This is a genomic window from Corallococcus sp. AB049A (assembly GCF_003668885.1).
Lineage (GTDB): Bacteria > Myxococcota > Myxococcia > Myxococcales > Myxococcaceae > Corallococcus > Corallococcus interemptor.
This window is the reverse complement of record NZ_RAWL01000638.1, coordinates 1-3,506: the sequence shown is the minus strand read 5'-3', so window position 1 is coordinate 3,506 and position 3,506 is coordinate 1. Positions and strand designations below refer to the sequence as shown.

Genomic DNA, 3,506 nt, shown 5'->3' with positions numbered 1-3,506 from the left:
GGGGAGGACGGCGCGGGGTGGACTACCCGCAGCCGAACGTGGAGCGGTCCTCGGCGGTGACGCTGCCGCCGTCCTCGCAGGTCCACTGATACGTCCAGGTGGCCTGCCAGACGACGCCGCCGCCAAAGGACGGGACCATGGACCAGCTGGTGCCCGCGAAGTTGGAGGTGGCGAAGCCCTGGACGTCCGGGCTGCCCTGCACCGAGCTCAACAGGTCGCTGACGTTCTTGCGCGTGTAACGCATGGGAATGCTCCAGGTGTGGCGTGGCGGGGACGCTGCTAGTAGCAGCCGATCTGCGCCGCGTCCTCGAAGGCGGTCTGGCCGCCGTCCTCGCAAATCCGGTGATTGGGATTGTAGATGTCCTGGAGGATGTTGCCGCCCGCCGACGGGGTGATGTTGTACGTGTAGCCGCCGATGGTGGACGTCCAGAAGCCCATGACGTCGGGGCTGCCCTGCACGGTGCCAAGCAGCTCGGAGATGTTCTTGCGCGTGTACCGCATGGTGATGGCTCCAGGGGGTGATGAGGGGGGATCCGGCGGAACCCAGAATCCTAGGAAGGGACCGTGGAGCGGGCAAGCCAGGGCAGGGTGGGGGGATTGGAAGTGTCAGGAAACCCGCGCGGATTTGTGTTTCACGGTCTCGCCGGACCCACCTGTGGGATGCGGGGACGCATGCCGGCGTTGAGCCAGGGCTCGAGCGCGAGCTGGGCGCCGCAGGCCGCGAGCGTGACGAGCGCGGCGGTGAAGCCCGGCGCCTTCCACGCGCCAACAGCGGCCGCCGCGGCGATGACCCAGGGGCGGATCAGCGTGAATGGTCCCAGGACCACCACGCTCGCCAGGGTCCGCGCGTCGGCCTCCGCGGCGGCCCAGACGCCCATGCCCACCAGGGTCAGCGTCGCGTACGGCAGGAGCACCCAGAGCATCGCCCGTGCGCAGACGAGCAGCTGGGGGAACAGGCCCGGTGAGAACAGGCAGGCCCCGGCGATGCCCGCGCCCACCAGCGCGGCCGTGAAGAGTCCGCGCCCCATCCCCCGGCGGATGGCGGACCGGTAGTAGTCCGCCTTGAAGATGCGGGCATCCCGGCCCGCGGCGACGCGGAAGCCGCAGAACGCGGCGTCGGTGACGGAGAGCAGCGCGAGCAGCACCGGCAGGACGGCGTTCATCGCGCGGGCCCCAGCCGTGAGCGCAGCGGACCCAGCTGGCCCAGGAGCGATTCCCACAGCTCCGCGCGGGTCCCCAGCGTGGCGGTCATGGGCCGGAGCATGGCGCCCAGGAGGTCGCGGGCGCCGTCCAGCGACGCGCAGCTGAACCCCGTCTCCGTGCGGGCCGCCGACAGCAGCGTCTGCGTGGGATGGGCGCGCCGCGCGGAGACCACGCCGTCATGGCGCGCGAGCGGCTCGCGCATGCGGGCCTGGTGGAACATCCACGAGCCCCAGGGGGAGAGCACCGAGTGCTGGATGTCGTAGTGCACGAACGCGTGCCCCTGCCGCTGGCCGGCGAAGAACGCGTTCAGGTCGTTGCCGCGAAAGTGATGCAGGACGCCCGTGGAGATGAAGATGTGGCCGGGCTGCTCCAGCTGGAACGCGTTCGCGACCTTGAGCTCGCATGAGAGGGATTCCTCCTCCGCGAGCCGCCGCGCGTTCTCAATCAGCGTCACGTTCATGTCACAGCCGATGAGCTCCACGTCGCGCCCCAGCCGCCCGTGCGCCGCGAGCGAGCGGACGGCGTAGCCAAGCCCGCAGCCCACGTCGACGATGCGCAGCGGAGGCTTCACGCCGGCGTCGCGAAGCGTCCGCAGCAGCGGAAGCAACACCCAGCGGAGGCGGTCCGCCTGCAGGAACTCCTCGCTCAGCCGCTGCAGTTCGATGTGGGCGCGCAGCAGGGCCAGGCTGCACGCCTCGAAGTCCAGCGTGTCATTGGACGCGGGAAGCCGCTGCACGAGCCGCGCGGCGCCCCGCTGTCCGTTCTCAATGAGCCGCGCCACCACGGCGGAGCGCGACACCGGCCGGGGCTGGAGTGTCGCGACGTCGTAGTCGACGATGAGGTCTGAGATTTCCAGCAGGTCGGAGGGCATTCCAGCGCTTGCGCGCTGGAGTGTACCTCAACGCGACTCCGCCGCTTCGGTCAGCCCGGGCGGGCAGCTGAAGGTGGCCGGCGCGGACCACAGCTGGCCTTCACCGGCGGCGTCGAAGGCGGTGAAGAAGATGCGCGAGCCCACGCGGGTGAACGAATTGGGAAACCGGGCGTCCGCCAGCCGTCCCTGCGTCGCCGGGGTGCCCCGGGTGAAGTAGGGGAAGGCGGGGCCGTTCTGGTCCGGTGCGCCGCCAAACAGGACCTGGCCCGTGCCGGTGGCGAACAGCGGGTAGCCATACCCGTACTCCACATTGCGGTTGTCGAAGAGCTGGCGGGTCCCCGCGGCCGTTCCGTTCGTCGCCCACAGCGACACGGCGGTGGGCACGGGGGCGTCGCTCCCGATGCTCAGGTTGAAGTAGATGTCGTTGCCGGAGACCACGGCCCTCCTCGCGGAGGGATAGGTGTACTCGTAGGCCCCGTAGGGGTTGGGCAGGGTGGTGATGTGCGTCTTGCCATCCCCGCTCAGCGAGAGCCGGTCGATGCGCAGCCGCTTCGTCACCGGGCTGTCCACGGACGTCACGTAGACGTACGCGCCCAGCGTCCCGAGCAGGCTCACCCGCTTGCCGAAGGCGTCCAGGCGGACGGTTCCGGAGGCGGTGCCATTCGTCCTCCACACCTCCGAGTTGGGGCCATCCTCCAGGATGAACAACGGCGTCTCCCCCGGGCGGCTCACCTCCGAGAGGTAGGTGGGCCCCGCGTCCAGCCGCTTGACGGAGGTGGTCCCGGCCAGCGTGCCGTCGGTGCGCCACATCGTGGTGCCCGTGTCCTCGGAGAAGAAGAAGAGCAGCACATTGTTGACCTTCAAGGTGTCGTTGCCCAGGCCCGGGGTGCTGGTGAAGTTGCGCACCCGGAGCGTGCCGGCGGTGGTGCCGTCGGACCGCCACAGCTCCGGCCCCGCCCCGCCTCCCGGCAGCGGCACCCAGCGGAAGAACACCAGGCGGCCATTGAGCTCCGTGGCGTTGGTCAGCACGGAGCCCTCCGCGCCAGGGGTGATGTCCTTGACCAGCCGGGTCCCGTCCGCCGTTCCGTCACTGAGCCAGAGCTCATTGCCGGTGGCGTCGGTGCGGGTCTGGAAGAAGAGCCTGTTGCCCACCGCGACCAGGTTCTGGGGCTGATAGACGCCGGGAGGGCCCGGGAACGTCTTCAGCGGGAAAGTGCCCGCCTCCGTGCCGTCGCTGCGCCACAGGAGCGAGCCGGCGTCGAACGTGGAGGTGACGAAGAAGAGCGTCCCCTGGACGTTCGTGAGCTCGCCCATGAAGCCCCCGGCGTCCGGGGGCATGAGGGACGCCACTCGGGCCGCCACTCCGGGAGGGCAGGCCTGGGCGCTCACGTCACGGGCGCCGTCTTCCACCGCCTCCGCCACGCCCCCACAG

The 3,506-nt window shown here is 70.3% G+C and carries 5 protein-coding genes; all 5 read right to left on the bottom strand.

Annotation, left to right across the window (positions count from 1 at the left end; translation table 11 throughout):
* Positions 1 to 22 precede the first annotated feature (22 nt).
* On the bottom strand, positions 23 to 244 hold the full coding sequence (locus tag D7X55_RS37565; RefSeq protein ID WP_120547504.1) for a hypothetical protein: 222 nt from the start codon (positions 242 to 244) through the stop codon (positions 23 to 25).
* A 35-nt stretch (positions 245 to 279) separates the two neighbouring features.
* Positions 280 to 501 carry a hypothetical protein gene (locus tag D7X55_RS37560; RefSeq protein ID WP_120547505.1) on the bottom strand — a complete coding sequence of 74 codons (222 nt, stop codon included), beginning with the start codon at positions 499 to 501 and terminating at the stop codon, positions 280 to 282.
* Positions 502 to 632: 131 nt separating this feature from the next.
* Complete coding sequence (locus D7X55_RS37555; RefSeq protein ID WP_120547506.1) at positions 633 to 1,163, bottom strand: hypothetical protein; 531 nt, start codon at positions 1,161 to 1,163, stop codon at positions 633 to 635.
* A complete protein-coding gene (locus D7X55_RS37550) occupies positions 1,160 to 2,074 on the bottom strand; it encodes a class I SAM-dependent methyltransferase (protein ID WP_121725539.1) in 915 nt (304 codons plus the stop codon). Before D7X55_RS37550 ends, D7X55_RS37555 begins: the two co-directional genes overlap by 4 nt.
* Before the next feature lie 27 nt (positions 2,075 to 2,101).
* Positions 2,102 to 3,506: hypothetical protein (locus D7X55_RS37545; protein WP_121725540.1), on the bottom strand; the 1,405-nt coding region annotated here is incomplete at its 5' end.

Coding starts and splice junctions, on each gene's coding strand:
- D7X55_RS37565 (WP_120547504.1), bottom strand. CDS start 244: ATGCGTTACACGCGCAAGAACGTCAGCGACCTGTTGAGCTCGGTGCAG.
- D7X55_RS37560 (WP_120547505.1), bottom strand. CDS start 501: ATGCGGTACACGCGCAAGAACATCTCCGAGCTGCTTGGCACCGTGCAG.
- D7X55_RS37555 (WP_120547506.1), bottom strand. CDS start 1,163: ATGAACGCCGTCCTGCCGGTGCTGCTCGCGCTGCTCTCCGTCACCGAC.
- D7X55_RS37550 (WP_121725539.1), bottom strand. CDS start 2,074: ATGCCCTCCGACCTGCTGGAAATCTCAGACCTCATCGTCGACTACGAC.